This window comes from Streptomyces sp. WMMB 322 (assembly GCF_900090145.1).
In the GTDB taxonomy this organism is placed as follows: Bacteria; Actinomycetota; Actinomycetes; order Streptomycetales; family Streptomycetaceae; genus Streptomyces.
Map to the genome: position 1 here is coordinate 25,729 of NZ_FMHI01000012.1, position 25,277 is coordinate 51,005.

29 protein-coding genes, 5 tRNA genes and 1 pseudogene are annotated in these 25,277 nt (G+C 69.4%); 26 read left to right on the forward strand and 9 right to left on the reverse strand.

Translation table 11 applies throughout. From position 1 onward, the window contains the following. Nucleotides 1-162: 162 nt before the first annotated feature. Nucleotides 163-459: an STAS domain-containing protein gene (locus tag H180DRAFT_RS30965; protein WP_368073135.1), complete on the forward strand. Its 297-nt coding sequence runs from the start codon at nucleotides 163-165 to the stop codon at nucleotides 457-459. Between the two features lie 386 nt (nucleotides 460-845). Here the strand turns inward: H180DRAFT_RS30965 and H180DRAFT_RS30970 are convergent, their stop codons facing one another. Then, on the reverse strand, nucleotides 846-1,628 hold the full coding sequence (locus H180DRAFT_RS30970) for an ATP-binding protein (protein ID WP_074466873.1): 783 nt from the start codon (nucleotides 1,626-1,628) through the stop codon (nucleotides 846-848). A 212-nt stretch (nucleotides 1,629-1,840) separates the two neighbouring features. On the opposite strand from H180DRAFT_RS30970, the gene H180DRAFT_RS18915 reads away from it, so the two are divergent. The 12 genes and pseudogenes from H180DRAFT_RS18915 (at nucleotide 1,841) to H180DRAFT_RS18970 (ending at nucleotide 9,997) form a co-directional block, all read left to right on the forward strand. Then, a complete protein-coding gene (locus tag H180DRAFT_RS18915) occupies nucleotides 1,841-2,149 on the forward strand; it encodes a putative quinol monooxygenase (RefSeq protein WP_055487283.1) in 309 nt (102 codons plus the stop codon). Further along, nucleotides 2,146-3,369 (forward strand): helix-turn-helix domain-containing protein, encoded by a 1,224-nt coding sequence (locus H180DRAFT_RS18920; protein ID WP_055487284.1) that lies wholly within the window; start codon nucleotides 2,146-2,148, stop codon nucleotides 3,367-3,369. The genes H180DRAFT_RS18915 and H180DRAFT_RS18920 overlap by 4 nt, the downstream gene beginning before the upstream one ends. 315 nt (nucleotides 3,370-3,684) lie before the next feature. Then, the gene (locus H180DRAFT_RS18925; RefSeq protein WP_055487285.1) at nucleotides 3,685-4,038 is read left to right on the forward strand and encodes an SCO3933 family regulatory protein; all 354 of its coding nucleotides are present in this window, start codon (nucleotides 3,685-3,687) and stop codon (nucleotides 4,036-4,038) included. Nucleotides 4,039-4,040: 2 nt separating this feature from the next. Beyond that, nucleotides 4,041-5,399 (forward strand): FtsK/SpoIIIE domain-containing protein, encoded by a 1,359-nt coding sequence (locus H180DRAFT_RS18930; RefSeq protein WP_055487286.1) that lies wholly within the window; start codon nucleotides 4,041-4,043, stop codon nucleotides 5,397-5,399. Between the two features lie 83 nt (nucleotides 5,400-5,482). Next, complete coding sequence (locus tag H180DRAFT_RS18935; protein WP_055487287.1) at nucleotides 5,483-6,163, forward strand: DUF2637 domain-containing protein; 681 nt, start codon at nucleotides 5,483-5,485, stop codon at nucleotides 6,161-6,163. Between the two features lie 14 nt (nucleotides 6,164-6,177). Next, on the forward strand, nucleotides 6,178-6,372 hold the full coding sequence (locus tag H180DRAFT_RS18940; protein WP_055487288.1) for a mobile element transfer protein: 195 nt from the start codon (nucleotides 6,178-6,180) through the stop codon (nucleotides 6,370-6,372). A 14-nt stretch (nucleotides 6,373-6,386) separates the two neighbouring features. Further along, nucleotides 6,387-6,581 (forward strand): hypothetical protein, encoded by a 195-nt coding sequence (locus H180DRAFT_RS18945; protein ID WP_055487289.1) that lies wholly within the window; start codon nucleotides 6,387-6,389, stop codon nucleotides 6,579-6,581. Nucleotides 6,582-6,596: 15 nt separating this feature from the next. Continuing rightward, nucleotides 6,597-6,905, forward strand: a complete 309-nt coding sequence (locus tag H180DRAFT_RS18950; RefSeq protein ID WP_055487290.1) for a hypothetical protein — start codon at nucleotides 6,597-6,599, stop codon at nucleotides 6,903-6,905. 92 nt (nucleotides 6,906-6,997) lie between these two features. Continuing rightward, entirely contained in the window at nucleotides 6,998-7,192 is a 195-nt protein-coding gene (locus tag H180DRAFT_RS30515; protein WP_074466874.1) for a hypothetical protein, read from the forward strand. Beyond that, a pseudogene (gene repSA / locus H180DRAFT_RS18960) lies at nucleotides 7,189-8,572 on the forward strand (replication initiator protein RepSA). Before H180DRAFT_RS30515 ends, repSA begins: the two are co-directional and overlap by 4 nt. Nucleotides 8,573-8,637: 65 nt before the next feature. Further along, the gene (locus H180DRAFT_RS18965) at nucleotides 8,638-8,805 is read left to right on the forward strand and encodes a helix-turn-helix domain-containing protein (RefSeq protein ID WP_254666082.1); all 168 of its coding nucleotides are present in this window, start codon (nucleotides 8,638-8,640) and stop codon (nucleotides 8,803-8,805) included. Beyond that, nucleotides 8,789-9,997 carry a tyrosine-type recombinase/integrase gene (locus H180DRAFT_RS18970; protein WP_055487292.1) on the forward strand — a complete coding sequence of 403 codons (1,209 nt, stop codon included), beginning with the start codon at nucleotides 8,789-8,791 and terminating at the stop codon, nucleotides 9,995-9,997. The genes H180DRAFT_RS18965 and H180DRAFT_RS18970 overlap by 17 nt, the downstream gene beginning before the upstream one ends. Before the next feature lie 69 nt (nucleotides 9,998-10,066). On the opposite strand, the gene H180DRAFT_RS18975 is transcribed toward H180DRAFT_RS18970, so the two are convergent. From H180DRAFT_RS18975 to H180DRAFT_RS18985, 3 genes are all read right to left on the reverse strand, one after another. Continuing rightward, nucleotides 10,067-10,138, reverse strand: a tRNA-Val gene (locus H180DRAFT_RS18975). A 1-nt stretch (nucleotide 10,139) separates the two neighbouring features. Beyond that, a tRNA-Cys gene (locus H180DRAFT_RS18980) sits at nucleotides 10,140-10,213 on the reverse strand. Between the two features lie 30 nt (nucleotides 10,214-10,243). Further along, a tRNA-Gly gene (locus H180DRAFT_RS18985) sits at nucleotides 10,244-10,316 on the reverse strand. Between the two features lie 212 nt (nucleotides 10,317-10,528). Between H180DRAFT_RS18985 and H180DRAFT_RS18990 the strand changes: the two genes are divergently transcribed. The 3 genes from H180DRAFT_RS18990 to H180DRAFT_RS19000 all read left to right on the forward strand — a co-directional run bounded on the left by H180DRAFT_RS18990 (nucleotide 10,529) and on the right by H180DRAFT_RS19000 (nucleotide 13,397). After that, nucleotides 10,529-11,665 carry a chorismate-binding protein gene (locus H180DRAFT_RS18990; RefSeq protein WP_055487293.1) on the forward strand — a complete coding sequence of 379 codons (1,137 nt, stop codon included), beginning with the start codon at nucleotides 10,529-10,531 and terminating at the stop codon, nucleotides 11,663-11,665. Further along, nucleotides 11,662-12,483: an aminotransferase class IV gene (locus H180DRAFT_RS18995; RefSeq protein WP_055487294.1), complete on the forward strand. Its 822-nt coding sequence runs from the start codon at nucleotides 11,662-11,664 to the stop codon at nucleotides 12,481-12,483. Before H180DRAFT_RS18990 ends, H180DRAFT_RS18995 begins: the two co-directional genes overlap by 4 nt. A gap of 77 nt (nucleotides 12,484-12,560) precedes the next feature. Further along, nucleotides 12,561-13,397, forward strand: a complete 837-nt coding sequence (locus H180DRAFT_RS19000; RefSeq protein ID WP_055487295.1) for a GNAT family N-acetyltransferase — start codon at nucleotides 12,561-12,563, stop codon at nucleotides 13,395-13,397. A 47-nt stretch (nucleotides 13,398-13,444) separates the two neighbouring features. On the opposite strand, the gene H180DRAFT_RS19005 is transcribed toward H180DRAFT_RS19000, so the two are convergent. Continuing rightward, a complete protein-coding gene (locus tag H180DRAFT_RS19005) occupies nucleotides 13,445-13,951 on the reverse strand; it encodes a DsbA family protein (RefSeq protein WP_055487296.1) in 507 nt (168 codons plus the stop codon). 105 nt (nucleotides 13,952-14,056) lie between these two features. Between H180DRAFT_RS19005 and H180DRAFT_RS19010 the strand changes: the two genes are divergently transcribed. Together H180DRAFT_RS19010 and H180DRAFT_RS19015 are read left to right on the forward strand one after the other, a co-directional pair. Continuing rightward, the gene (locus H180DRAFT_RS19010; protein WP_055487423.1) at nucleotides 14,057-14,563 is read left to right on the forward strand and encodes a hypothetical protein; all 507 of its coding nucleotides are present in this window, start codon (nucleotides 14,057-14,059) and stop codon (nucleotides 14,561-14,563) included. A gap of 147 nt (nucleotides 14,564-14,710) precedes the next feature. Further along, nucleotides 14,711-14,929 carry a hypothetical protein gene (locus H180DRAFT_RS19015; protein WP_055487297.1) on the forward strand — a complete coding sequence of 73 codons (219 nt, stop codon included), beginning with the start codon at nucleotides 14,711-14,713 and terminating at the stop codon, nucleotides 14,927-14,929. A gap of 33 nt (nucleotides 14,930-14,962) precedes the next feature. On the opposite strand, the gene H180DRAFT_RS19020 is transcribed toward H180DRAFT_RS19015, so the two are convergent. Then, on the reverse strand, nucleotides 14,963-15,532 hold the full coding sequence (locus H180DRAFT_RS19020; RefSeq protein ID WP_055487298.1) for a CGNR zinc finger domain-containing protein: 570 nt from the start codon (nucleotides 15,530-15,532) through the stop codon (nucleotides 14,963-14,965). A gap of 191 nt (nucleotides 15,533-15,723) precedes the next feature. Further along, nucleotides 15,724-16,137, reverse strand: coding sequence for an SsgA family sporulation/cell division regulator (locus H180DRAFT_RS19025; RefSeq protein ID WP_003959770.1), 414 nt, complete (start codon nucleotides 16,135-16,137; stop codon nucleotides 15,724-15,726). Nucleotides 16,138-16,327: 190 nt separating this feature from the next. Between H180DRAFT_RS19025 and H180DRAFT_RS19030 the strand changes: the two genes are divergently transcribed. The 4 genes from H180DRAFT_RS19030 to H180DRAFT_RS19045 all read left to right on the forward strand — a co-directional run bounded on the left by H180DRAFT_RS19030 (nucleotide 16,328) and on the right by H180DRAFT_RS19045 (nucleotide 17,685). Continuing rightward, complete coding sequence (locus H180DRAFT_RS19030; protein WP_055487299.1) at nucleotides 16,328-16,657, forward strand: TIGR02611 family protein; 330 nt, start codon at nucleotides 16,328-16,330, stop codon at nucleotides 16,655-16,657. 63 nt (nucleotides 16,658-16,720) lie between these two features. Further along, nucleotides 16,721-16,792 (forward strand) — tRNA-Val (locus H180DRAFT_RS19035). Nucleotides 16,793-17,103: 311 nt separating this feature from the next. Continuing rightward, entirely contained in the window at nucleotides 17,104-17,580 is a 477-nt protein-coding gene (locus tag H180DRAFT_RS19040; protein ID WP_055487300.1) for an SRPBCC family protein, read from the forward strand. A gap of 33 nt (nucleotides 17,581-17,613) precedes the next feature. Continuing rightward, nucleotides 17,614-17,685 (forward strand) — tRNA-Val (locus H180DRAFT_RS19045). Between the two features lie 21 nt (nucleotides 17,686-17,706). On the opposite strand, the gene H180DRAFT_RS19050 is transcribed toward H180DRAFT_RS19045, so the two are convergent. Then, nucleotides 17,707-18,447: a 3'-5' exonuclease family protein gene (locus H180DRAFT_RS19050; protein WP_055487301.1), complete on the reverse strand. Its 741-nt coding sequence runs from the start codon at nucleotides 18,445-18,447 to the stop codon at nucleotides 17,707-17,709. A gap of 229 nt (nucleotides 18,448-18,676) precedes the next feature. Between H180DRAFT_RS19050 and thrS the strand changes: the two genes are divergently transcribed. The 3 genes from thrS (at nucleotide 18,677) to H180DRAFT_RS19065 (ending at nucleotide 22,481) form a co-directional block, all read left to right on the forward strand. Then, a complete protein-coding gene (gene thrS / locus H180DRAFT_RS19055) occupies nucleotides 18,677-20,653 on the forward strand; it encodes a threonine--tRNA ligase (RefSeq protein WP_055487302.1) in 1,977 nt (658 codons plus the stop codon). Nucleotides 20,654-20,750: 97 nt separating this feature from the next. Beyond that, nucleotides 20,751-21,308, forward strand: coding sequence for an HIT family protein (locus H180DRAFT_RS19060; protein WP_055487303.1), 558 nt, complete (start codon nucleotides 20,751-20,753; stop codon nucleotides 21,306-21,308). Nucleotides 21,309-21,833: 525 nt separating this feature from the next. After that, on the forward strand, nucleotides 21,834-22,481 hold the full coding sequence (locus tag H180DRAFT_RS19065; RefSeq protein ID WP_055487304.1) for a protein-L-isoaspartate(D-aspartate) O-methyltransferase: 648 nt from the start codon (nucleotides 21,834-21,836) through the stop codon (nucleotides 22,479-22,481). Between the two features lie 68 nt (nucleotides 22,482-22,549). Here the strand turns inward: H180DRAFT_RS19065 and polX are convergent, their stop codons facing one another. Next, entirely contained in the window at nucleotides 22,550-24,277 is a 1,728-nt protein-coding gene (polX, locus tag H180DRAFT_RS19070; protein WP_055487305.1) for a DNA polymerase/3'-5' exonuclease PolX, read from the reverse strand. A gap of 518 nt (nucleotides 24,278-24,795) precedes the next feature. Between polX and H180DRAFT_RS19075 the strand changes: the two genes are divergently transcribed. Next, entirely contained in the window at nucleotides 24,796-25,227 is a 432-nt protein-coding gene (locus H180DRAFT_RS19075) for a DUF2267 domain-containing protein (RefSeq protein WP_055487306.1), read from the forward strand. The last annotated feature ends 50 nt before the right edge of the window (nucleotides 25,228-25,277 follow it).

Here is a 25,277-nt window from a genome sequence, read left to right on the forward strand (position 1 = left end):
GCGCCCATTCGCGGGGAGCTTCCGGGGGCTCGGCGTAACGCGTACCCTGAGTTACAGGAGTCTTCGTTGGATCGCGCCCTTTGATGTCCCAGGGGGAGGCCGAGCACAGTGGAGCCAGCTGAGCCCTCGCGTTCGGAACTCACCGTTGCTGTATTGACCGGGATGCACGGTGACGAGGAAGTGCTGGTGATCAGCGAAGAACTCAATGTGCAGAGCATGTACACGCTCCGTAGCTACATTGCGTACTGTCTTCGCCGGGGTCGTCGCCGTATCCGATTGGACATGAATGACGTCACTTGGTGCGATGGGAGCTCGCTGCACGGGATTGCCGGCCTTCAGGATGCTCTGCATGCTGTCGGAGGGTATTTGCGTATCACGAGTGTCAGTGAACCGGTGCGGGATGCCCGTGCCGATGTCGCGCTGCCTCATGGCATTTTCGGGGTGAGTACCCCCGGATGATTGGTCGTGTGTTCCGAAGGTGAAAGGCCGGTGTAGCGGCTTTGGGGTGGAGCTGGTTTGGAGCGAGAGATCATGGCCCTTACGCTTCCGCGAATCGGGCTGGCTCCTCGCCTGCCCGCAATAGCCCGATCTGGGCCATGATCGTCGAGGCTCGCTCCAAACTGGCTCCGTAAAGCCGTGTAGCCGGCCGTCCCAGCCACAATGGCGCCCTCTTCTTGTGGCTCGCGCCGCGCGCGGGCCGGCGGCCGGGCCGGAGCGGGGCGGAGACATGAGCGTCGGCCCGGCGGCAAGCCGGGCCGCGCGGCGAGCGGAGCGAGCCCTTGATGAAGTAGGGAAAGTCTTATCGCAGTGTTGACCTGGGGCGTTGTCCGGTCTCGGGAGATGCTTTACAGGCCGGTCTCACCTGATGCTTGACGGCTGAGCCCGTCGAGCTGGGTGGTCGAGTGCTGCTCGGCACAGGTCGGGAGTATGGCGCCCTGACGGTTCGCCAGGGGCAGGAAGCTGACGGGCCTCGTGGTCCAAGTGATCTCAGTGGTCTCGTGCTTGATGGTGACTGTCTCGGAGTTGCCGTCATGTAGTGCCCGGAGTGCTGGCAACTGCCCGTCGCTCGTCCAGTTCTGCGCCTGCCGGTAGGCGTCTTCGTCGAGCGACGTGGCGATCATCATCAGGCTGGTGCGGACCCATCGGAGGGCCTGTTCCGGGTCGGTGGCGTCGAAGGAGCCGAGCTTGCCGCCGTTGACGGTGCACTCGCACCAGTAGCCATGCAGCAGGCCGGTGTTGGCCGAGGCGGCATGGAGTTCGGCGGTGACGGTGTGGCCGTACTCGTCGTTGCCGTGGACGTGGAGACGCTGGGTAAGAGCGGAGACCAGGGCGAGCCCGCGGCCGTGCGTCTCGTTCTCATCGGGGTGCTCGACGTGGGGAGTTGTGCGGGTGCCGCCGGCATCGGTGACCGAGATCCATACTGTCTCGGGGGTACGCGTGATGGTCAGGTAGAAGACCGCGCCTTCGTTGCCGCTGGCGCTGTGGAGGAGGGCGTTGGTGCCCAGCTCGGTGACGATTAAGGCGGCGTCGTCGGCGTGAGCGTTGTCGCTGAGGATGTCGCGTGTCCATCGGCGTGCGTGGCCGACCTGCTCCATGAGACCGGGGAAGGTGCGGCTGTAGGTGGGCATGGTGTTCCTCCATGGCACTGACCAGCGGCTTTCCAGTCCTGTTGTCCCGAGTGGCTGACCGGAACCCTGGAGAGCCGTACAATAAGTACTAGCACCGTACTCGGTGTGTGAGTACTTTGAATGCTAGACCGTACTTTTGGTGCGGGTCATTCATGGACAGGTGTTCACACGTGGGAGGGGGTGCCCGAGACGACCAGGAAGGAGATCACTGCATGTTCGGATTGATGGTCCGCTTCACCTGCAAGGACGAGGAAGCGGCAGCCGCATTCGACGAGTTGGTCTCGCGGACCGGCGAACAGATCAAGGCGAACGAACCGGGGACGCTGATCTACACCGTGCACCGCGTGGAGGGGCGTCCGCTGGAGCGGATCTTCTACGAGCTGTACGCGGACAGGGACGCCTTCGACGTGCACGAGTCGCAGGGTTACGTCATGGAGTTCCTTGCTGCTCGTGAGCAGTACCTCTCGTCGACCGAGGTCGACAAGTTGGACATGGTGTCCGGCAAGGGCGTGGAAGGGTGAGCCCTGACTACGAGAAGGCACTTGGCCGGAAGATCGCGTTCAACCGAAAGCGCCGCGGGCTGTCGCAGAAGGAGTTCGCCGCGCTGCTGGATCGCTCCGAAGCCTGGTTCTCCCAGGTGGAGCGCGGCGTCCGCCGCATCGACCGGATGACAGTCTTGGAGAAGGTGGCGGAGGTCCTGGACCTCCCGGTTGCCGAGTTGGCGGCCGAGGCGCCCGTTGTCGCGTCGACCACCGCGGAGCCGCCGGGTGCGAGCCGTCTGCGCCTCGCGCTGAGCGCCGCTCATTCGCTGAGGGCGATTCTCGGGGAGCATGAGCCCCCGGATCTCGACAAGCTGCGTGAGGATGTCGACCGGGCGTGGGAGCTGACGCACGAGGGCAACTACGCTGATCTGGCGGAGCTGTTGGAGAGCCTGGTGCCCCAGGCGGAGACTGCGGCACGGTCGGCGCCCGAGGCTGACCGCCCATCGCTGTTCCGTCTGCTGGCGACCGTTTACCACACGTGCAGCGCCGCGTTGACGAACATGGGCGAGCCCGAGGCGGCATGGATCGCCGTGGACCGCTCCGTCGTCGCCGCCGAGCGCGCGAACGATCCGTTGTTGATGGCAGCGGGCGAGTTCCGGCTGTCGATTGTCTTTCTGGGGGCACGGCACTACGAGCAAGCCGCCCAGGCATCGGGCAGTGCTGCTGACGCACTGGAGCCGCTTGCGGCGTCGGGTGATGTCGAAGCGACCGCGCTGCGGGGCGCGCTCACCCTGCAAAGAGCGGTAGCGGCCGGCAAGAACAACCAAGCCGATGCGGCCTACGAGTTCATCCGCGCGGCGCGAGAGATGGCCAAGACGGTCGGGCCCGGACGGAACGACTACAACACCGAGTTCGGGCCGGCGAACGTCGACCTGTACGAAGTCGCCGTTGCCGTCGACTTGGGAGACGCAGGAGTCGCGCTGCGCGCCGCCGAGCGAGTGGACGCCTCCGGGCTCTCCTCCGAGCGTCAGACGCGCTTCCACCTCGATGTCGCGCGGGCTCACGCGCAACGTCGGCAGATCGGCGAATCCGTGTCCTCAATCCGCGCCGCACAGCGCCTCTCGCCCGAGATCGTCGGAGCGATGCCTGCCGTCAAGCAGCTCGTCGCGGACCTCGCGACCATGAGCCAGCCGCCGTCTGACGACCTCCGGTCGCTGGTCACGGAGCTAGGCGTACCTGGAGTACGGATTGGTACTTGAAGTACTAGACAATACTTAGAGTACGGGTTACTGTGGTGACTGTTCGCAACGCCCTTCGTTGCCAACGGAGTTGCTGAGCGGACATTGCGAACGCGCCGGACAGGTAGGCAGACCTGAACCGGCGCGTGAGTAACAAGGCCACAGACATGGATGTGGCCTGAGCGGGAGGCAGCCCACTCAGGCCGGGTGCGTTGTTGGAGTCAACGCGCAAGCAGCGTATCGCGCCCTGCCCGTATGCGGTCAACCTCCCGTTGCGTAGCGATTTGTCAGCTATGCGTGCCTTTATGGCGCGCTGTGCAAGGGAGTTGCTTCACTGTGCCGTCCTTCAAGATCGACACAAACACCGCCGTCGTCTTCGTCGCCGTGCCGCCGGCCAAGAAGCTGGCCAACCGGCAGACCGGTGAGATCGCCGTGGACCGGGAGACCGGTGCGCATATGATGACCGTCGGCCTGATGGTCACCGACGACGGAGAAGCCGAGGTCTACAACGTCTCGGTGCCCGAGACCGGCATTCCGGAGGGCCTTACGCCTGGAACGCCTGTCGCGGTGACCAACCTTCGGGCTCGTACGTGGGAGAACGAGTTCAACGGCCAGAAGCGACATGGGATCGCCTTCCGCGCCGTGGCCGTCACCTCCCTCGCCGAGGCCGGACAGAACCAGGCGGCCTGAACATGACGGCCGCACTGATCACTTCGATGATCGCCGGTGGGCTGGCGGTGCTGCTTCGGTGGCGTCGCCCCGCCTGGTACTGGCTCGGCATCGGCGTCTTCGTCGCCGGCATCCGGGTCCTTGTCCGGTACGGATCGGTGATGGAGGCCTGCGGGCTCACCGTTCCTCCCTCCCGCATGCGGCTGGCGCTGGCTCGGGCGACCCGTACCGAGGCGCCGTCATCGCGGGTGCCGCACATCCTGCGGATGCGTCCGACCCGTACCGGCTTGGTGCTGCGCATCAAGCTCCGGCCCGGACAGGACGCCTACGACTTCATCGCCTCGACCGACCGGTTGCGGCACTCCTTCACGATGCAGGGAGTCTCCTGCCGGGAGATCAAAGCGGGTGTGGTCGAGCTGCGGATGACCGGTTACGACGTGCTCAAACGGGTGCAGATGCCTGCTCGGGTGCAGTCCGATGTTCTTCGGGTTCCGGTCTCCCTGCGTGAAGACGGTGCCGTGCACTACCGGGACTACCGGGAGGTGCCGCACGCGCTCAACCTGGGTGCGACTCAGTCGGGGAAGTCCGTCTACCAGCGGCGACTCGTCACGGCTCTCGCCGGACAACCGGTCGCCCTGGTCGGCATCGACTGCAAGAACGGTGTGGAACTCGCGCCGCTCGCCCGCCGGTTCTCCGCTCTGGCGGCCAACCAGGATGACGTGCTCGGCCTGCTGGAAGCGCTCATCGAGCGTATGGAGGCGAACTACGAGTTGATCCGCGCCGAACAGCGCATCAGCGCGGACGTCCCCGATGCGGAGATCACTGCCGACATCTGGGGACTGCCCGACCACCTGCGGCCCCTGCCTGTGGTTTTGCTGATCGACGAGGTCGCCGAACTCGCCCTCTTCGCCAGCAAGGAAGAGGAGAAGCGACGCGACCGGATCGTCACGGCGCTGGTGCGGCTCGTCCAGCTCGGCCGGGCCGCCGGCATCTACGTCGAGATCTGCGGGCAGCGTTTCGGCTCGGAACTCGGCAAGGGCATCACGATGCTCCGCGCCCAGCTCACCGGACGCGTCGCTCACCGGGTCAACGACGAAGCCTCGGCGAACATGGCCTTCGCGGACATCTCGCCGGACGCCGTGCTCGCTACCACGCAGATTCCAACCGACCGTCCAGGCACGGCCGTTGCGGGTGACTCTTCCGGCGGCTGGGTCACGACTCGTACGCCGTACACGTCGCTCCGGCAGGCCGTGAACACCTGCAACGCGGAAGCCGGACGCACTCCGGAGCTGCCCGAACTGGCCGCCTACCGGCCCAACCTCGAACTGGCAACAGCCAAGGCTGATCTGTCGGCCGTCGAGCCGATCCACAAGGCAGCCTGACCCCTTCCCCCGACACGGTCGGCGCGACCGCTTCGCGCCACGTCCCTACCCGACCCATGCCCGAAACAGGAGGTGAATCGATCATGACCCGGCTGCCGCGCGTGGACGCCGTACTGATCCAGGCTGTGATCGCAGGCGCCCTGTCCTTCGCACACCTGCATGACATCGCGCGTGCAGCCGGGCAGGACGGCTGGAAAGCCTGGGCCTACCCCATCAGCGTGGACCTGCTGCTCGTGGCGGCATGGCGACGCATCCGGGCCCTGCAAGAGACCGGGGACTCGGCGCGACTGCCCTGGTGCTGGTTCGTCATCGCGCTCGCGGCGTCCCTCGGCGCGAACATCGCCACGGCGGGGCTCCTCGACCTGGAGGCGGTGCCCGCCTGGCTGCGCATCCTCGTCGCCGGGTGGCCCGCACTCGCCTTCTTCGGCGGAACGCTGCTGGCCCATTCGCCGGTGGGGGAGTCCCAACCGGAAGCGTCGGCGGATACCGCTCCCGCGACTGCCGCTCAGCAGGCACCCGACCCCGTGACGGCCGTGGAACGCGATGCTCCCGAGCTGCCGCAACCCGCTCCTCAACCCAGCGAGCCGACCGCGCCGCCTTCGCCTCCGCTGCAGTCCGTCCCGCCGGCGCTGGTCGACCACGCGCGAAAGCTCGCCTACGCACACCAGGCCCGCACCGGCTCGCCCATCGGCACAGACGCGCTACGGGCCCAACTTGCCGTGCCTGCGCCGATGGCTGACGCGATCGCCGCACACCTCACCTGAAAGGAGAACCACCCTTGCCCGCACGCGACTTCTTCCACTCCGTCCAACGCATCGGCCCCGTACAGATCGGCACCCACCGCAACCGCCGCACCGGCCAGACCCTGCACGCGGCTGTATGCACCGCCGAACGCTGCGGCTGGTCCGCCGACTACGGCACTCGTTCCGCCGCACAACTCGCCGCTCGTACCCACCGCTGCGCCGTCCGCTGAAAGGGGACCACGCCATGACCGTCCAATTGCCGCTCGTCCTGGTGCTCGCCCTTGTCGGCTACTTCGGCATCCGCCTCTTCCGGCCGCCGATATGGCTGGTCGTCGTCCTGCTGCTGGGCGGCTTCCTGCTGGCAGACACCTTCCTCGCACCCGCCATCGACTCCGGCACCCGCACCGGGACCGAGGTCGTCAACGGAACCAACGACTGACCGAAGAGAGGACCCATGCTCCGGCCCAAGTACCCGACCACCCCCGCGCCGACAGCTTCGGCCTCGCCAACTGTCGTGACGCCGACCGTCGTTCACCCCGCTCACGAGGCCGTACCGGTCTCCCCGCTGGCCGCTCCTCGCGGCACCGTGCAGCTCACGCCCGGCGCACTTGCCGCCGTCGTCGGTGGTGGCGGAGCCGTCGCACTCGTCGTCGGTGCGGTCCTTGTCTCGCTGCTCCTGGCCGTCGCGGTCACCGCGGTCTCAGTGGCCGTGTTCGCGGTGGTCCTCCGCTCACTCCTCAACTCGCAGCACAAGCGCTACTGACCGGCCCTCGGGGCGGCCCCGATACCGCCAAGCATCAGCCGCCCCGAGAGCCCTGCCCCTTCCCGACCGAGATCGAAAAGGAGACACCCATCATGACCCACCGGGCTAACGCTCCGGGGCGGCTCTGCCGCTGCTGCTACGGCTTCCCCGTCGTGGCGGTCACCACTGGTCAACTGCACGATGACGGCAGCCGCGTCACGCTCCGAATCACCTGCCCTGCCTGCCGAGGTACCGGCAAGACCCGGCCCCGGCGAAACGCCCCCGCTGCTGTTGGGGGACGCGCATGACCGAGCCCGCGACCTCTGCGGGCCTGGACCCGATCACCCTTGGCGACGCGCTGAGGGTGGCCGGGTCCGCCGACTTCGCCCGCTGGGAAGACCAGATCCGCCGAACCGGCGGCTGCTCCAATCCCGTCCACCTCACCGGCTGGACCCTGACTAAGGACCGCACCACCGGCGAGACCCTGCACCGCTACAGCACCGACAAGGAGCCCGGCGGGGCTCCGCATCGCCTGCGGTAACCGCCGCGCGTCCCGGTGCCCCTCCTGCGCACGCACATACGCCGGGGACACCTACCACCTCATCCGCGCCGGACTCGCCGGCGACGACCGACGCGACATCCCCGCCACGGTGCGCGAACACCCGCGCGTCTTCGCCACCCTCACCGCGCCGAGCTTCGGGCCCGTGCACAACCGTCCCGACACTGGCCGCTGCCGCTGCGGCGCCCGTCACAGCGACGATGACCCGGCCCTGGGCACACCGCTCGACCCTGACTCGTACGACTACGCCGGGGCCGTCCTCTTCAACAACCACGCCGGACAGCTCTGGCAGCGCTTCACCGTGCGACTGCGCCGCGAGATCGCCGCCCGCGCCGGACTCACACAACGCGAATTGCGCGAGGTCTGCCGGATCTCCTACGGCAAGGTCGCCGAGTTTCAGCGCCGCGGAGCGATCCACTTCCACGCTGTCGTACGCCTCGACGGCGCCGAGGGACCGGAAGATCCGCCGCCGTCCTGGGCCCGAACCCGGCTCCTGGACGACGCGATCCGAGCCGCCGCCGCTCACGCCTACACCACGGTCACTGTCCCGGCGGCCGGTCACCAACCGAGCCGAGCCCTTCGGTGGGGCACCCAGCTCGACATTCGACCTGTGCGGGCCTTCAGCGACGGTTCCGAGCTGACCGAACAAGCCGTCGCCGCCTACGTGGCCAAGTACGCCACCAAGGCGGCCGAGACCACCGGCACGTTGGACCGCCGCATCGGCGAACTCGCCGAACTGGACCGCTATGACGTACCCGACCACACACGACGGCTCATCCGCGCCTGCCGCGACCTGGAAGTGCTCTACCCGGACCGGCGGCTGTGGGCCTGGGCGCACATGCTCGGTTTCCGCGGCCACTTCTCGACGAAGTCCCGCCGTTACTCCGTCACCCTCGGCGCCCTCCGCCAGACCAGAGCCGACTATCGGGCAGCCCAGCAAGCCGAAGCACTCGGGCTGGACGACCTGGAGCCGGACACCGTGCTCGTCCTAGCCGACTGGCAGTTCGCCGGCCACGGCCACAGCCCAGGTGAATCACTGCTTGCAAGCACCATCGCCCGCGATCTCCACCTCAACCGCGAGGCCGCACGCGAAGCCCTGACGGATCTGACTAACGAGGGGGAGTGGTGACGATGGCAGTAAGGGCAGTGGGAAATGAAATTGGTGGTCCCGTCCTCCATCGCGTTGAGGACGCAATGAGGCTGCTCAACCTCAGCCGGTCCGTGATCTACGAGCAGATCCGTGCCGGTCGGCTTCGCACCGTGAAGCAGGGCCGTTCACGCCGGATTCCTGACTCGGCGATCCGCGAATACGTCGCGCTCCTCGAACGCGAAGCCGGGGGAGTCAATGACCAAGCGGCGTAGCAGAGGTGACGGCGGGCTCCACTGGGACGACAGGCGGGAACGCTGGGTCGCGACCGTCAGCCTGGGTCATGACGGCAGGGGCAAACGAATCGTCAAGCGTGGCAGCGGTCGTACGAAGACCGAGGCGAAGGCCAAGCTGCGGCAGGTGATTCGCGACTATGAGGACGGTCTCGCCATCGCGCCCGCGTCCTTCACGGTCAAGAACGCGGTGGAGGACTGGCTCGCCTACGGCCTCACGCGAGTCGCTCCAGTGACCGTCGAGAAGTACACGATCCTCTGCCAGAGGCACGTCATCCCGGCGCTCGGCGCACGGAAACTCCGGGACTTGAGCGCCGACGACGTGGACAAGTGGCTCGCAGACAAGGCCAGGACTCTCAGCACCGACACCCTGCGCGTCATCCGCTCCTGCCTCAACCGTGCGGTCAAGCGGGCCATGGTGCGCGACAAGGTGAAGCGCAACGTCGTGGAACTCTGCTCCATCCCCACTGGACAGGCGGGCCGGCCCTCGAAGGCGCTCACTCTCGCCCAGGCCGAGGCCGTACTCGACGCCGCGGCGGACACCTCGATGCACGCGTACATCGTGGTCTCCTTGCTCACCGGCGCCCGGACGGAGGAGCTGCGCCCGCTCGCGTGGGAGCACGTGGACCTCGTCGGGATGCCGGACGCGAACCCGCCGGTACCGCCGTACCTCGCCGTGTGGCGGTCCGTCCGTGCGGGCGGAGACACCAAGACGCGGAAGTCGCGCCGCACCCTCGCCCTTCCCGGTCGCTGCGTGGAGGTACTGACCGAGCACAGGCAGGCACAGGAGCGACGGCGTGCGAAAGCGGGGGAGGAGTGGAGCGAGCGCGGTCTCGTCTTCGCCTCGGAGGCCGGCACCGAGCTGGACGCAGCCAACGTACGCCGTGCATTCCGGCGAGTGCTCAAGGCCGTTGACGGGCTCGACCCCGCGGAGTGGACGCCTCGGGAACTGCGACACAGCTTCGTGTCGCTACTGTCCGACAGCGGCGTCCCGTTGGAGGAGATCTCCCGCCTGGTCGGCCACTCCAGCACGGCCGTGACGGAGAAGGTCTACCGGAAGCAGATCCGTCCCGTGATCCAGACGGGAGCGGTCGTCATGGACCGGGTCTTCGAGAACGACCGGGTCGCCGGCCCATCCGACACGTCCGCCGTGGAACCCAACTCCAACCCATAGTCACGCAGTTGGTCACTCACAACGCACCAGGGGCCGCTTCCCTCTTCGGGAAACGGCCCCTGGCCTGTGTGGACGATACTGGGATTGAACCAGTGACCTCTTCCGTGTCAGGGAAGCGCTCTCCCGCTGAGCTAATCGTCCTTGGAGGTGGAGACGGGATTTGAACCCGTGTAGACGGCTTTGCAGGCCGTTGCCTCGCCTCTCGGCCACTCCACCGAGGCGGGAGCTGCACGAACCCCCACTCAGAGCGGACGACGAGATTCGAACTCGCGACCCTCACCTTGGCAAGGTGATGCTCTACCAACTGAGCCACGTCCGCAGGTGTTGCTGTCCCGGTCGGCTTGCGCGTCCCGGCGACGGGTTGAACTCTAGCGGATATCGCTGCCAGCTCAAATTCTGTTTGCCCTGCGTGACCGTCCGTCCGGCCCCGCCGAGCAGCGCCACGTCCCCTCCGTGCCCCCTCGCAGGGAGCCCTGGGTGCCCGCCCGGACCCGGACGGGGCTCCGTCACCCGCACCATAGACTCGGCCATGTGCATGCTCCGTCCCCCTTCGCCCGCTTCGGCGCTCTCCTCGCCACCGATCTGCGTGACGTCACGAGCGACCCCTCTGCCCTGGAATCGGCGGGGTGGTGGGCTGTGGTGGCCGACTTCGAAGGGCGGCTGCTGTGTGCACGCTTCGGCGACGTACGGCGGACACCGGCCCCCGGTGCGCCGCGGGGGGCCGCCACCGCGGCCTCGCGATGGCACGGCCCGGCCCCCGGTGCCTGGACCAGCTCCGCGGACCGTGCCGCCTACACCGCCGGGGTCCGCCGCATACGAGAGCACATAGCCGCGGGTGAGGTCTACCAGGCGAACCTCTGCCGCGTGCTGAGCGCACCTTTGCCCGATCCCTCGCCGGAGACCTCCGACATCGCAGGGCTCTCGGCCCTGCTGGCGAGCGGCAATCCCGCCCCGTACGCGGGCGCCGTCCGACTCCCCGCCCACGGGGTGGAGGTGGCCACGGCGTCCCCCGAGCTTTTTCTGCGCCGCGGGGGCAGCACCGTCACCTCGGGCCCCATCAAGGGCACGGCCCGCACGGCGGAGGAGATGCTGGAGAAGGACCACGCCGAGAACGTGATGATCGTGGACCTCGTGCGCAACGACCTGGGCCGCGTCTGCGCTCCCGGCTCGGTCACGGTGCCGGGCCTGTGCGAAGTCGAGCAGCACCCGGGGCTGGTCCACCTCGTCTCCACCGTTCGCGGCGAACTGGCTGCGGGCGCCGGCTGGCCGGATCTGCTGCGGCACACCTTTCCGCCGGGCTCCGTCACTGGCGCCCCGAAGCTCAGCGCCCTGAAGATCATCGCTGAGCTCGAAACCGCTCCGCGCGGCCCGTACTGCGGAGGCATCGGCTGGGTCGACGCGGACCGCGGGACAGGCGAGCTCGCGGTGGGCATACGGACCTTCTGGATCGAACGGGCCGGCCCCGCCGGCGGCGCAACGGGGCCCCGGACCTGCGGCGGCGCGGTGCTGCGTTTCGGAACGGGCGCGGGGATCACCTGGGGATCCGACCCGGAGAAGGAGTGGGCGGAGACGGAACTCAAGGCATCCGGACTGCTCAAGGTAGCGTCGGACGTGCGGCACCCCGAGGTGCCCGGCTCCACGGCGACGAACGGAAGGGGAGCCCTGTGAGGATCTGGCTCGACGGCGGACTCCGGGACATCGACGACGCGCATGTCTCCGTTCTCGACCACGGACTGACAGTGGGAGACGGGGTCTTCGAGACGGTCAAGACGACCGACGGCACGCCGTTCGCCCTCACCCGGCACGTCGAGCGCCTCGCCAGGTCCGCCCGCGGCCTGGGTCTGCCCGAGCCCGACGCCGGGGAGGTGCGCCGCGCCTGCCTGGCCGTCACCGAGGCAGAACCCGTGCCGCTGGGCAGGCTCCGCGTCACCTACACCGGGGGTCCCTCACCGCTCGGCTCCGACCGGGGCGAGGTCCGGCCGACTCTCGTCGCCGTCCACAGCGAGTTCCACCGGCGCCCCGACAGCACCGCCGTGATCACCGTCCCGTGGACCCGCAACGAGCGGGGCGCGCTCGCCGGACTGAAGACGACGTCGTACGGAGAGAACGTCCTCGCGCTCGCCCGCGCGCACCGGCACGGCGCCGGAGAGGCCCTCTTCGCCAACACGCGGGGCCGTCTGTGCGAGGGCACCGGCACGAACGTCTTCGTCGTCCTCGACGGTCAACTCCACACGCCGCCGCTGGAGTCCGGCTGTCTCGCGGGGATCACGCGGGCCCTGGTCGCCGAGTGGTCGGGCGCGCGGGAGACCGATCTGCCGCTCGACGCGCTGGAACAGGCCGAGGAGGTCTTCCTCACCTCCTCCCTGCGCGACGTCCAGGCCGTGCACCGCGTCGACGACCGCGAACTGCCCGGCGCCCCCGGCCCGGTCACCCGCGAGGCGATGAAGATCTTCTCCGAGCGCTCCGCGGCCGACATCGATCCGTGACCGCCGGGCACGCTTCCCTGCCACCGCGGTCCGCAGCACGCGTGACGGGAAGCTGCCGGGCCGGGTAGAACACGAGCGTGACCACGACGCTGCGCCCGACCGGACCCGACCAGTACGACGCCGACGGCATCCGCTCCCGCTCGTACGACATCTGCGTCAACAGCCGCCCCGTGGGCATCCTCCGGCTGACCGTCGACCCGAAGCACGGTCCGCTCACCGGCCGTGTGACGCAGCTCGTCGTCGAGGAGCGCGAACGGCGCCGCGGGCGGGGCGCCGTGGCGGCGCTCGCCGCCGAGGAGGTGCTGCGCGACTGGGGCTGCCGGGGAGTCGAGATCACCGTCCCGGCGAAGGCGGATGCGGCACGGGAACTCGCCGCGGGCCTCGGCTACCGTGAGCGCAGCCGCAGCATGCTCAAGGAGCTGGGGGAGGAGCCGCCGCTTCCCTTCGGCAGCGCGGCGCGGCCCATGAGCGACGCGGAGTTTCCCGCATGGCGCGAGAGCGGGCTGCTCCGGCTGGTGGAGACGATGACGGAACGAGGCCTCTCTGCCGACGAGGCCGGACGAAGGGCCGCGGCGGCGTTCGAGGAGCTGCTGCCCGGCGGGGCGTCGACGGCGGGCGCGGCAATGCGAGTCCTCGTCCACGACGGCGCCGACGTCGGGCGGCTCTGGGTCGAACTCGAACGCAGCCCGCGCCCCGACTGCGACGCCTACGTCTACGAGGTGGAGGTCGACGAGGCCCTGCGCGGCCACGGGCACGGCCGCGCCCTGATGCTCGTGGCGGAGCGCGTGGCCCTCGCGGCCGGTGCACGCACCCTCGGGCTGCACGTTCTCACCGCCAACACCCCGGCGGTGAACCTGTATTCGTCACTGGGCTACCACGTGGCCGAACACCACTTCCGCAAGCAGCTGCTCTGACTTCCGGGACGGCCCCGTCACTCCGCTGACGGACAGGGGCCCGACCCTCAGGCGCGGTCGCCGAGCAGGCCGTCCGCGATCTCCTCGATGCGGGCCCTCAGCCCTTCCTGGCTCTTCCCGCCGTCCAGCCGCTGCCCGCCGATGACGTACGTCGGTGTGCCCTTCACCCCGATCGCCCTGCCCTCCGCCTGGTCCGCGTCGACGATCAGCAGGTGCCGTCCGTCGATCAGTGCACCCTCGAACTCGGCGTCGTCCAGCCCGAGCCCGCGCGCCACCTCCAGCAGCAACTCCTCACCGCGGCGGGCGAGTTCGCCGCTGCGCGCAAGGACGGCCGCCGCATAGGCATCGCCCTTGCCCTGGGCGAAGGCCTCCTCGGCCGCCTGCGCGGCGGCGTAGGCGTGCTTGTGCTTCTCCAGGGGGAAGTGCCGCAGCCGGATCTCCAGCCGCTCCCCGTACCGTTCGCGCAGCGCGTCCAGGTCGCCCTGAGCGCGGTGACAGTCGGGGCACTGAAGCTCGCACCAGTAGTCGAGCACGGGGCGGGAGGAGACGTCCATGCGGACAGTCTCTCAGCCGCGCGGAACGCCCATGACCCGGAGATCTCCCCTGAATCGGAGGGACGGCCATGGCCTGTGACGTGCGGGCGTTGCAAAATGGAACACATGCTGACCACGACCGTGTGCGCCGCTCTCTCCGCAGCCGGCCTGGCCGTCGCCTTCCTGACGGCCTTCCGGCGGCGCTTCGCCGCCGCCCTTCGCATTGCGGCGTTCTCGCTCGTCCCCGTCGGGCTGGCCATGTCCGGCCTGATCGGCCTCGGCGGCAGGATCGGAACAGCGGTCGGCTCCTGGGCCGCGGATCTCGTACTCAAGCCCACCGTCTGGGCGGGGTTCGCGGTCCTCGCCGTGGCGTTCGTGCTGTACGTCGTCGGCCGGGTCGCGGGCCGGCACTCGCGCCGCAAGGCCCGCGAAGCACCCCGCGGCGCAGCGACGCCCCCGGGCCGCGCCGTCGCCTCCGGAACGGCGAGCGCGCCCGCCCTCGGCTCCGCGGCCGCGGCGACCCCCGCCGGCCCGGAGCGAAAACCGTCCGCCGGCAAGCAGGGGCAAGCCTCCGGCGGCGACGCCGACGACTTCTCCGACATCGAGGCCATCCTCAAGAAGCACGGCATCTGACGCACCCCAGCGCACACCCGTCGCAGCCGCACCTTCGGCGCTCTTTACCAGGTTCTCCGCCACGGCACCGGCATCCCCATGAACTCCACCGTTCCGTGGGCGTGTTGACCATCGCCGAAGTGCGGGCTGCGTCATCATCACCGCGAGATGGACATGACGCCGAATCCCCCGGCCGAGCTCGCCGAGCCGCCCGCCGCGCCTGCCGCGACCGCCCAGCCCCTCCACGTTCCGGCCCTCCCCGAGGTGCCGCTGACAGAGCAGAAGGGCTGCCTCTACGCCCTCTCCCAGCCCCCGCTGATGTTCTTCCTCGCGTTCATCGCGGTGCTGCTCGCCATCACCGGCGCCCATGATCTCTTCCTGGAATGAGCGGCGCGGACGGGCAGGACGCCCCGCCGGCGCTCAGCCCCGCGCGGTCTCCGCGGACTCCCGCTGCCGTGCCCGGTACGCCGCGACGTGGAGCCGGTTTCCGCAGGTACGGCTGTCGCAGTAGCGCCGCGAGCGGTTCCGTGAGAGGTCCACGAAGGCCCGCCGGCAGTCGGGGGCGGCACATCTGCGCAGCCGGTCCAGCTCCCCGGAGACGATGATGAAGGCCAGCGCCATGCCGCCGTCGGCGGCCAGGTGGTGGGCCACCGAGGCGCCCGGCGCGAAGTAGTGCACGTGCCAGTCGTAGCCGTCGTGGTCGGTCAGCTGCGGAGTGGTCCCCGCCTCGGCCACCAGGGCGTTGACCAGCTCCGCGGCGGTACGGACGTCGTCCGCGCCGAAGACCTCGGTCAGGCGCTCCCGCACCGACCGCACCGCGTCCAGGTCCTCCTGGGTGAGCGTGCCGACGTCGCTGAGGCTGTTGCGCTCCACGTACGCCCTGAGGTCGTTCACCGAGACCAGCAGGTCGGGCCGTGCGCCGTCGGCCGCTGTGTTGAGCAGGTCCACGACGTCGTCGAGCGCGCACCGGGTGTCGTGGTTGATCTGCACGGGTCGCTCCTCGGGTCAGCCCAGCGGTGTCCGGTGCGCAGAGACTAACGCCTGACACGCTTGGCGACGCCGCCACCGACGGAGCCCGGTGAAGCCGGTTCCGAGGGCGACGGCGTCGCCGTGCGTGCCCTGCTGGGCCGAGGGAGGCGCAGCCGTCGCCCCGAGTCGGACGGCTGCGCGGGACCGGTGGTTCAGCTCTCGGCGAGGATGTGCGAGAGCTCTGTGTCGAGGTCGAAGTGTCGGTGCTCGGTGCCGGGCGGCACAGCAGCGTCGGTTCGCTTGAGGAAGGACTCCAGGGCCCGCGCCGGGGCCTCGAGAAGAGCCTCGCCCTCAGGGGAGCTCAGGGCGATGCAGACGACGCCCTGACCGTGGCTACGGGAGGGCCATACACGAACGTCACCGGTGCCGGTGGGCCTGTGCAGCCCCTCGGCGAGGAGGTCGCGCGCGAAGACCCATTCGACGGTCTCCTCGGCGCCGGTGTGGAAGGTGGCGTGGACGGCATAGGGATCGGCCGTGTCGTACCGCAGCCCCGCGGGTACCGGCAGTGATGACTCGCTCGAAACAACGAGGCGCAGGTGCAGCTCGCAGCTGACCGTGGTGTTCATAAGCGCCAGGGCCTTTCGCTCAGTGTGCGCTCGGGGGTTCGCACGTCGGCGAAATCGACATGCCACGTACTCGTCGGTTGTAAACCCCTCTGACCGTTTTGCGAGTAATGCAGCCCTTGATATGGCCTGTGTCGTTTTTTTGGCGTAGGGCTATTCCGGTGACGGCGCCGGCTTCGGTTACGTTGGGGATATGTACGCAGAGAGTGACCAGCGACCGCTGGGGTCTCGGGCCCCGCGGTTCATCAAGTCATCGAAGCCCCTGCACCGGACCTGGCAGGTGTTGATCTTCCTTCTCGGTCTGGCGGTCGTGGCCGGGGGAGTGGTGCTGCTCCCGCTGCCGGGTCCCGGCTGGCTGATCATCTTCGCGGGCATTGGACTGTGGGCGACGGAATTCCCCTGGGCACAGCGGGTGCTGCGCTGGACGAAGCGGCAGGTCCTGGAGTGGACGCACTGGCTGAAGGCCCGGCGGCAGGCGCGCCGACGACGCAAGGAGGCCACGGAGAAGCAGTACGTGCGGTAGGGGCCGAGGGTGTCCGCGGAGTCCGGAGGACGGCTTCACATGCGGTAATCTGATGCGCGCAGCGGGCGATTAGCTCAGCGGGAGAGCGCTTCGTTCACACCGAAGAGGCCACTGGTTCGAACCCAGTATCGCCCACCGCTTCGAGCGGGGTCCGGCTGAATGGCCGGGCCCCGTTCTCGTGCATCGGGCACGCGGCGTCTTCCGGTCTTCTCTCCGGTCCCGCACCGTGATTCTCGTCGAAGCGGAGAAGCAACGGGAATTCACTTCATCGGTAATTACGGACGGATGCATTCCGCGGTTCGGGTGTGTGAACTCCCGCAGGAACAGACGAATTCGGGGAACGGGCTTCGGTGTACGGCGGTGACCGTGGTGACAGGATCCCGGGAGAGTTCACGGTCCGCGGGCGGCAACGGCCTTCCGCGGGGGAGAGGGTGAGGAGCGTGCCGATGACGGCCAGACGACACCGCTTCGCGTTCCGCAGCGTCTGGCGGCTCCGCGCGGCCCCCGAAGCGGTCTACGCGGCGCTGGAGCGCGGCGGTGAGTACCCGCTGTGGTGGCCCCAAGTGCGGGAGGTGCGGGCGCTGGACGGGACGTCGGGCACCGCGCGCATCCGTTCCGTCCTCCCCTTCGATCTGTTGATCACGGGCCGGGCGAGGCGGCACGAGCCTGCCGCCGGCGTCCTGGAGATGGAGATCACCGGGGACGTGGAGGGCTGGGCGCGCTGGACGGTGGCCGGGGGCGCAGCCCCGCACTCCGGTGGTGCGGTCGCCGTGTACGAACAGCAAGTCGAGGTGCGCAAGCGGCTGCTGAGGCGGTTCGCGGTGCCCGCACGCCCCCTCTTCCGTGCCAACCATGCTCTGATGATGCGGGCGGGGCGGCGGGGCCTGGAGCGGTGGCTCCAAGGGCGTTTGGATGATGACTGAAGCGCACTGTATGGTTCTGCACGTGCCGCGAGCGGGCGATTAGCTCAGCGGGAGAGCGCTTCGTTCACACCGAAGAGGTCACTGGTTCGAACCCAGTATCGCCCACGTGTTGAGGAGGCCGGTCCGTCACCCCGACGGACCGGCCTCCTCGCGTGCGTTGGCGGCGGGGGACCGGAACCGGGCAGTCGTCATCGGCCGCAGCGGCCAGATGTGGTCCGCCGCCCGCCGTGTTCCGCTGGTGAACCAGGCCGCGGTGCCTGATGCTTCGGCGGCGAACCAGACCGCCTGGAGGGTGTGCAGCGTGGCGGGTGTGAGCCCGGCGAGCTGTGAGGCGAAGCGGCGGCCGAGCGCCCTCGCCAGCGCCAACGCCGCGACGGCCTCGTCCTGAACGGTTTCGGCGGGCACAGCAACGCCGTAGTTGTCGCAGAGCCGGTCCAGCCCGCGGTGCGGGCTCGTGGCTCCCGGTGTGCGGTTGAGACGCCGGTCGAGAAGCACGGGATCGAGTACGCACATGCCGCGGCCGCCGAGGCGGTTCGCGAGCGGCACGTTCGTGTGGCGCCTCAACTCGCGGTCGAGCAGCGTCAGATCGTACGGCGCGTTCAGCACGACGAGTGGCCTGCCGGTCGCATGGGTCGCCAGGAACCGCGCCACGCAGTCGGCCGCCGGCCCTGCCGCGAGGGCCGGGGTGCCGGGCGGCAGGTGCAGTTCCGCCGGTGCCTGCGGCGCCTGCTGGACGGCCACCGCGGCGGCGCACAGCCGGTCCAGTTCGGGGTCGGCGTCCGCCGTGGTGTCCGGCTCCGGTGCGGTCCCGGGGCGGCGGGCCCGCAGGGCGAGTGCCGCGAGGGGCCCCTCGTACCACTGGGTCATGGCAGCACTCCCGTCCGTAAGGGCACCGAGCTGCTGATACCGCATTCCGGGACACGTCAATCGCGGCCGCACCGATCGCGGTTGCCCTGGCGGGAGCAGCCCCGGGGGAGCGGCGAAGCGAGGGCGGGGGGCAGATAACCGTTTCGCGGGAAGGGGACCGCTCTCGGTACGATTCGAGCGGCGCCCGGCACACGTCGGCGCTCCGTGGAATGAGAGTCAGGAGAGACCGGTGACCGATGTCCGTGTGATCATCCAACGCGATTCCGAGCGGGAAGAGCGCGTGGTGAACACGGGCACTACGGCCGGCGCTCTCTTCGAGGGGGAGCGCTCCGTCGTGGCCGCCCGCGTGGCGGGGCAGCTGAAGGATCTGGCGTACGAGGTCGCCGACGGCGACGAGGTCGAGCCCGTGCAGCTGACCAGCCAGGACGGGCTCGACATCCTCCGCCACTCCACCGCGCACGTCATGGCGCAGGCGGTGCAGGAGCTCTTCCCGCAGGCCAAGCTGGGCATCGGACCGCCCGTCCGCGACGGCTTCTACTACGACTTCGACGTCCCGGAGCCGTTCACCCCCGACGATCTGAAGCTCATCGAGAAGAAGATGCAGCAGATCCAGAAGCAGGGGCAGCGCTTCTCACGACGCGTCACCACCGACGAGGACGCCCGCGAGGAACTGGCGGACGAGCCCTACAAGCTGGAGCTGATCGGGCTGAAGGGTTCGGCGGCGGAGGCGGCGGAAGGTGCCTCGGCGGAGGTCGGCGCCGGCGAACTGACCATCTACGACAACGTGGACGCGAAGTCCGGCGAGCTGTGCTGGAAGGACCTCTGCCGCGGGCCGCACCTTCCCACCACCAAAGCGATCCCTGCGTTCAAGCTGATGCGCAGTGCGGCCGCGTACTGGCGGGGCAGCGAGAAGAACAAGCAGCTGCAGCGCATCTACGGCACCGCGTGGCCGACCAAGGACGAGCTGAAGGCGTATCTGGAGTTCCTGGCCGAGGCCGAGAAGCGTGACCACCGGAAGCTCGGCGCCGAACTCGACCTGTTCTCCATCCCGGAGGAGCTGGGTTCGGGGCTGGCCGTCTTCCACCCCAAGGGCGGCGTCGTGCGCAAGGTGATGGAGGACTACTCGCGGCGGCGGCACGAGGAGGCGGACTACGAGTTCGTCAACACCCCGCACATCTCCAAGGAGCAGCTGTTCGAGACCTCGGGGCACCTGCCGAACTACGCGGAGTCGATGTTCCCGCCCCTGGAGTTCGAGGGGCAGAACTACCGGCTCAAGGCGATGAACTGCCCCATGCACAACCTGATCTTCAAGGCGCGTGGCCGCTCCTACCGCGAACTGCCCCTGCGGCTCTTCGAGTTCGGCACGGTCTACCGCTACGAGAAGTCGGGCGTCGTGCACGGCCTCACCCGCGCCCGCGGCTTCACCCAGGACGACTCGCACATCTACTGCACCAAGGAGCAGATGGCGGACGAGCTGGACAGCCTGCTCACCTTCGTCCTGAACCTGCTGCGCGACTACGGGCTGAGCGACTTCTACCTGGAGCTGTCCACCCGCGAGGAGGGCAACCCCAAGTTCATCGGTGAGCCCGAGGAGTGGGAGGAGGCCACCGAGGAGCTGCGCCTGGCCGCCGGCAAGCAGGGCCTGGAGCTGGTGATGGACCCGGGCGGCGCCGCCTACTACGGGCCGAAGATCTCCGTGCAGGCCAAGGACGCCATCGGGCGCACCTGGCAGATGTCCACGATCCAGGTCGACTTCCAGCAGCCCAAGCGGTTCGAGCTGGAGTACACCGCGGCGGACGGCTCGCGGCAGCAGCCGGTGATGATCCACCGCGCGCTCTTCGGGTCGATCGAGCGGTTCTTCGCCGTGCTGCTGGAGCACTACGCGGGCGCGTTCCCGGCGTGGCTGGCCCCGGTGCAGGCCGTGTGCATCCCGATCGGGGACACACACGTTCCGTATCTGGAGGAATTCGCCGCGGAGGCCGGGAAGAAGGGCCTGCGCATCGAGGTCGACTCGTCCTCGGACAGGATGCAGAAGAAGATCCGCAATGCGCAGAAGTCCAAGGTCCCCTTCATGATCATCGCGGGGGACGAGGACGTCTCCGCGGGCGCGGTCTCCTTCCGCTACCGCGACGGCACGCAGAAGAACGGCGTCCCGCAGAACGAGGCCGTGGCGGAGTTGCTGGAGTCCGCCCGCCCCAGCTCGTAGAGCCGCGGCGGCTCGCTACGGCACGGGGGAGCGCGGCCGTGCCGGGGCGGGGCTCCGGGCAGCACCCTGGAGCCCTGCCCCGTACCGGCGAAGTCCTATGCTGGCCCGCATGACGAGCGAGCCGGAAGAGCAGATCGGGGTCGGGACACCGGACGCGTTCCAGCGACTGTGGACACCGCACCGCATGGCGTACATCCAGGGTGAGAACAAGCCCGCCGGCCCCGAGGAGGAGGACGGCTGCCCCTTCTGCGCGATTCCGGCCAAGAGCGACGAGGACGGGCTGATCCTCGCCCGTGGCGAGCACGTCTACGCGGTCCTCAACCTCTACCCGTACAACGGCGGGCATCTCATGACCATCCCCTACCGGCACGTTGCGGACTATCCCGCTCTGACGGACGAGGAGACCGCCGAACTCGCCCGGTTCACCAAGCGGGCGATGAAGACGCTGCGGGTGGCCGCCGCGGCGCAGGGCTTCAACATCGGCATGAACCAGGGCTCGGTCGCCGGCGCCGGAATCGCCGCGCATCTGCACCAGCACGTCGTGCCGCGGTGGGGAGGCGACACCAACTTCATGCCGGTCGTCGGCCACACACGGGTGCTGCCGCAACTGCTCGGCGAGACGCGCGCGATGCTGGCCGATGCCTGGCAGGACTAGGGCCAGGACCAGGGCCATGGCCCTCGGGCGATTCCCGCGGACCACGTGCTCGTTGGTGGGGGCGTGTCGTCAACTGGCGTGCAGCGGAGGCGGATTGGACACTGCCGCCACCGGACCGGGGGCCCTCAGCGCGAGCAGTGCAGCACCGTGCAGCGCTGCATCGGCACGGCTCAGGCGATGGTGGGGCCCGGCCCCCGTCACGACAGAAGCGGTGCCGGCTGCCTCGCGGCACTGCACCCCGTCGGCGTCCTCCCGTCGCTCGCACGGCGGTCCGGAGACTCCTCAGGACTCAGGACTCAGGACTCGGGACTCAGGGCGGGCTCAGGACTCCGGGTTCAGGGGGGCTGCGTCCTCGCGCCGTGACGCCGGGCGACCGCGCATCCCGCCGATCTAGTCTGGAAGCATGCGTCCAGGATGCGCGCGTCCACGTCGATCCGGCCGAGGCGGAGAGCGCCCCCGGCGCGCGGCCGGCGGGACCGTCCTGAACGGCTGTGGCGGTCATGGTCCGCTTGACGGGGCGGGACCGTGACCCCGCCGTCGGCCCGTGCCCCGGAGGACCTGGCCCGGGCCTTCGGGCTGGCCGGTGTCACGGACGGCCGGCTGCTGCGCGCAGTACGGGAGACTCCCCGGGAGCACTTCGTCCCTCCGGAGCTCGTCCCGTCCGCGTACCAGGACGTGCCCCTGCCCATCGGGCACGGACAGGTGACCACGCAGCCTTCACTGTCCGGGATGATGATCGAGGGGCTCGGTCTGGACGGGGACGAGCACGTCCTGGAAGTGGGTACCGGCCTCGGCTTCCAGACCGCGCTGCTCGCCCGCCTGGCCGCCGACGTGGTGAGCGTCGAGATGTGGCAGGACATCGCCGAGAGGGCCCGGCGCAATCTGGACCGCCGTGGTGTCGGGAACGTCGAGGTCGTGGTCGGCGACGGCAGCCGCGGCGTGCCGGAGCGGGCCCCGTACGACGCGGTGGTGGTGTCCGCCGCGTTCGCGGAGGTGCCGGAGCCGCTCATCCGGCAACTGCGCGTGGGCGGCGCCCTCGTCCAGCCCATCGGGCCGGGGGGACGGGAGCAGGTGACGGCCTTCCGCCGGACCGGGGCAGGGCTGGAATTCCGGGAGGTGCTGGCGGGGGCCTGCTTCGTGCCCCTGCGCGGCCGGTACGGGTATCACGTCTGAGCCAGTGCTCGGCGAGGCTGCCGGGCGGGGATGCACGGTCGCCCCGCGCCGGGCCGTGGGCCCCGCTGCTATCCGGTCCGGCTCTTGCGCAGGAACCGGCGCAGCCGCCGCAGCGGCCAGGTGTTGATCACGTCCTCGCTCGTCAGCCACCCGCGCTGCGCAGTGCCCACCCCGTAGCGCAGGTTCGCGAGTTGGAGCACGGAGTGGGCGTCGGTGTTCACCGCGAACTTCGCGCCGTACTCCTTGGCGCGGAGGATGTCCTCGTCGCACAGGTCGAGGCGGTCGGGCTGGGAATTGACCTCCAGCGCGGTACCGCTGCGGGCGCAGGCGGCGAAGACCTCGTCCAGATCCACGTCGATCCCCGGCCGCTTGCCGATCAGGCGAGTGGTCGGATGGCCGATGACGTTGACGTGCGGGTTCTCGCAGGCCCGCAGAAGCCTCCGGGTCATCGCGGCGCGGTCCAGCGCGGTGTGGGAGTGCACGGAGGCGACGCAGATGTCGAAGCCGGCGAGGAAGTCGTCGGGCCAGTCGAGCTCGCCGTCCGGTCCGATGTTGAGTTCGACGCCGTGCAGCAGCCGCATCCTGCGGTGCCTGCCGTCCATCGCGCGGACCTGTTCGCGCTGGGCGAGGATCTTCTCCTCGGTCATGCGCTGCATGTACAGGTTGGGCGCGTGGTCGGTGACGGCGTAGTACGCGTAGCCGCGGCCGGCGGCGGCGGTCACCATCTCCTCCAGCGGCGCGAGGCCGTCGGTGAGGTCGGTGTGGGTGTGCAGGTCGCCCCTGACGTCTCCCTCCGTGATCACCTCGGGCAGTTCGCCGCGCAGGCCCGCCTCGATCTCCCCGCGGTCCTCGCGCAGGGTGGGCGGGATCCACGGCAGGCCCAGCCTCGCGTACACCTCCTCCTCGGTCCGCGAGGCGACCGTCCGCCCGCTCTCCACCTCGGACAGTCCGTACTCGGAGAGCTTGAGCCCCTGCCGGACGGCGATGGTGCGGGTGCGGACGTTGTGTGCCTTCGAACCGGTGAAGTACTGCAGGCCCGCGCCCCAGGAGTCCGGCGGCAGGACGCGCAGGTCCACCTGGAGGCCCTTCAGGGTGCGGATCGTGGTCTTCTTCTCGCCGTGGGCGACGACCTCGGCCGTGGAAGGCAGCTCGCTCAGCGCCGTCATGAACCGCTCGGACTCCTCCGCCGCCACGAGGAGGTCGATGTCGCCCACCGTCTCCTTCATGCGGCGCAGGGAGCCCGCGTAGGCGCAGCGCCGGCATCCGGTCATGCTGGAGAGTTCGGCGACGATGTCCTCTGCGGGACCCGTGGCGACGTCGAGCGGGATTCGGCCGCCCGCCTGCCGCATGAGGGCGATGCCGTGCAGGATGTTCTCCTCGGTCTTCCTGCCGAAGCCCTTCAGGTCGGCCAGTCTCTCCTCCTTGACGGCCTCGGCCAGCTCGTCCACGGAGGAGATGTGCAGACGCTGATAGAGGGTCATGGCCTTCTTCGGGCCGAGAGTGGGGATGGCGATGAGTTCCCGCACCCCGGCCGGGATCTGCGCCCGGGTCTCCTCGACTGCCGCGACCCGGCCGGTGCTCAGGTACTCGAGCACCTTGTCGGCGATGGATCTGCCGACTCCCGGAATCTCGCGCAGGCCCTCGGCGTCCAGCCGGGAGACGTCGGCGGGGTGTCCGCCGATCGCGCGGGCGGCCTTCTCGTAGGCACGTGCCTTGAAGGCGTCCCCGCCAGTGATCGCGATGAGGTCGGCGTACTCCTGGAGGAGTGTCTCGACCTCGTCGTTCGGCCTGGCCACACTGAAAATTCTAGGAGGACGCGTTCGGCGTGCCACTCGAGGCGCATCTGCCCCCGAAGAGGTTCGCCGTCGACGGACGGCGAACCGACCGGCATGCGGCTGAGCGTGACGCGCGGCCGACCGGACGGGGCGAGGCGCCCGCCCCGCCCCGGTGGAGCACCGCGGTTTCGGGGGGCCGCGCCGTCGAGCACCGCACCCTGAGCTGCTGCACCCCCCGAAGCACGCCCGAAGAACCCCCTAAGCACCGCGGCTCGGGTGCGCCGGCGTCCGCGGCTGCCGACCGGCGGCATCCGCAATACGATGGAGGCCGAGGTGGGGACGTGAAAACCGAATCCGCGGCATGGGCCGTGGCACCCGGCTCCGAGCGGCAGACGGCCTTTGCCTTTGCGGTCAGTCTTCGCTGTCTCCATGCAGGGTGAATCCTTCTGAATCTCCTGACAACTCCGGCATCGCGCCGAACTCCGTCCGCGACGACGTGCAGGGACGGATGCCGGGAACAGACCGGAAGGGGAGAATCCTTGTCTGCCACACGCTCTCTCGACTTCGAACACGCCATCCACTCGGCCAACATCTGGCTGAAGGACGTTTCGGACGCCCTGGGGACCGAGGACCGCCACCTCGCCCACCGCGTCCTGCGTACCTGGCTGCACACGCTCCGCGACCGGCTCACCGTCGACGGCGCCGCCCACTTCGCGGCGCAGCTCCCCGAGCTGCTGCGCGGCGTCTACTACGACGGCTGGGACCCGAGCGTCGTACCGGTCAAGTACGACCGCGCGGCCTACGTGGACCGCTTCGTGCGGGAGGCCAAGGTCGGCACCGACGACGTGCCGCACATGGCTCCCGCCGTCACGGGCGTCGTGCGGCGGCACGTCTCACCCGGGCTGCTGGAGACGGTGCTGGAGCAGCTCCCGCACGACGTGCGTGCTCTGCTCCTCCAGCCCGCCTCCTGACGGGCCGACGGGCCCGGCCGGGGCCCCGTCCCGGGCTCGCCCACCTCGCA